1 protein-coding gene and 1 pseudogene are annotated in these 2,038 nt (G+C 72.9%); both read right to left on the bottom strand.

Features of this window, described 5'->3' with window-relative positions; all coding sequences use genetic code 11:
- The coding region (locus tag ACVMLK_RS20850; protein WP_457487515.1) for a peptidoglycan D,D-transpeptidase FtsI family protein at positions 1-1,819 on the bottom strand (1,819 nt) is incomplete at its 3' end.
- 6 nt (positions 1,820-1,825) lie between these two features.
- Positions 1,826-2,038, bottom strand: a pseudogene (locus tag ACVMLK_RS20845) (hypothetical protein); the annotation flags it as partial.

Here is a 2,038-nt window from a genome sequence, read left to right as displayed (position 1 = left end):
CCGCCGAGGCGCGCGGCCGACCCGGCTGCAGCGGGATGGAGGTGGCGGCGACGATCTGGGGATTGCCCGGATCCTCGGGCACCAGGCCGAGGATCGGCGCGATGCGCGCGATCACCGAGCCCGCCGCCGGCGCCGCCACCCAGCCGGCGGTGGCGTAGCCGTAGCTCTTGGCGTTCGGCTTCGGCTCGTCGACCATGACATAGAGCGCGTAGCGCGGCGCGTTCATCGGGAAGGCGCCGACGAAGGCGGCGATGCGCTTGTTCATCAGGTAGCCGCCGCGCGGGCCGGTCTTCTGCGCCGTGCCCGTCTTGCCGCCGACGAAATAGCCCGCGACATCGGCGTTCTTGCCCGAGCCGTCGGTGACGACCAGGCGCATCAGCCGGCGCATCGTCTCGCTGGTGCGCTCGCCGATCAGCCGCACGCCCTCGCGCTGCGCGCCAGGCGGCTGCGCCAGCAGCGTCGGCTGGCGCAGGATGCCGCCATTGGCGATCGCCGAGACACCGGTCACCACATGCAGCGGCGTCACGCTGATGCCGTGGCCGAAGGCGATGGTGAACATGTTGATGTCGCGCCAGCTGTTGGCCGGCGGGGCGAGCGGCAGCGCGGCCTCGGGCAGCTCGATCTGCTGCCGCGCCAGCATGCCGGCGGCCTTCATGAACTCGCGCTGGCGCTGCGGACCGAAGGTCTGCGCCATGTGCGCGGCGCCGAGGTTGGACGAATAGGCCAGGACCTCAGGGAAGGTGATCCAGCGGTTCTTGCCCTTGTAGTCACTGATGGTGAAGCGGCCGAAGCGGATCGGGCGCGAGGCGTCGAAGCTCGAGGTGTTGACGTTGGCGGTGCCGTATTCGAGGGCGGCGGCGGCGGTCAGCAGCTTGAAGGTCGAGCCCGGCTCGTAGACGCCGACGGTGACGCGGTTGAAACGCTCGTCGGGCGTCGCGCCGCCGATGTCGCCGGCATCGTAGTCCGGCAGGCTGACCATCGAGATCACCTCGCCGGTGTTGATGTCGAGCACCACCCCCGCGCCGCCGATGCCGTTGAAGTCGGCGATGGCCTTGCTCACCGCGTCGCGCAGCGCGAGCTGCACGCGCACGTCGATCGACAGCCGCAGCGGCGTCTCGCGGTCGGTGGAGAGGCGCTCGTCGAAGCGCCGCTCGATGCCGGAGACGCCCTTGCCATCGACATCGACATTGCCGAGCACGTGCACGGCGGCGCGGCCCTGCGGATAGTAGCGGCGCTCCGCCTCCTCGAAGTCGAGCCCGGCGATGCCGAGGTTGATGACGCCCTGCTGCTCGCGCGGGGTCAGGGCGCGGGAGATGTAGACGAAGCCGCGGTCGCCGGAGAGCCGCTCGATCAGGCGCTCGCGTTCCAGCTGCGGCATCACCGTGCGCAGGCGGTCGGCCACTTCGGTCGGATTGTGGATGACGCGCGGATTGGCGATCAGCGCCGTGACGGGGAGGGAGATGGCCAGCATCTCGCCGTTGCGGTCGGTGATCGGCGCGCGGCTCGCGACATGCAGCGAGGGCGGCTGCAGGGCGCGCACGGCGGCGTTCAGCCGCTTCGGCTCGGCCGGGGCGATCACGGTGGACCAGGTGGCCTTCATCGCCACCGCGAGGAAGAGCGCGCCGAAGCCCAGCGCCGCCACCACCAGCCGCCCGCGACTCCGCTCCAGCTGGGCCCGGCGCTGCAGGTCCGGGCCGGTGACGCGCACGGTCACGCCGGGCAGCGACTCCTCATGCGGCGCCGGCCCGTCGCCGGTGGCGGACAGGACCGGGCGGCGCAGCGGCGGAGAATCGGGCGAGGGCGGCTGGATGGGCATCATGGCGGCCTACTGCCAGGTGCCGGGGCGAACGGGGACCGGCGCGGCCATCGGCACCGGCGGAGCCAGGCTGCTGCCGCCGACCATGCCGAGCGAGGAGCCGCCCGGCGCGGCATTGCCGGGTGCGGCGACGGCGCGGGCGGCGGAGACATGGGCGGCGGTCCGCAGCAGGGCGGGGCGCGGCGCCGGGCGGGTGGCGGCGACCAGCGGGTCGCGCGGGAC

This window comes from Teichococcus aerofrigidensis, from assembly GCF_054073225.1.
The sequence above is the reverse complement of the archived record's forward strand: the minus strand, read 5'-3'. Positions and strand labels throughout refer to the sequence as shown.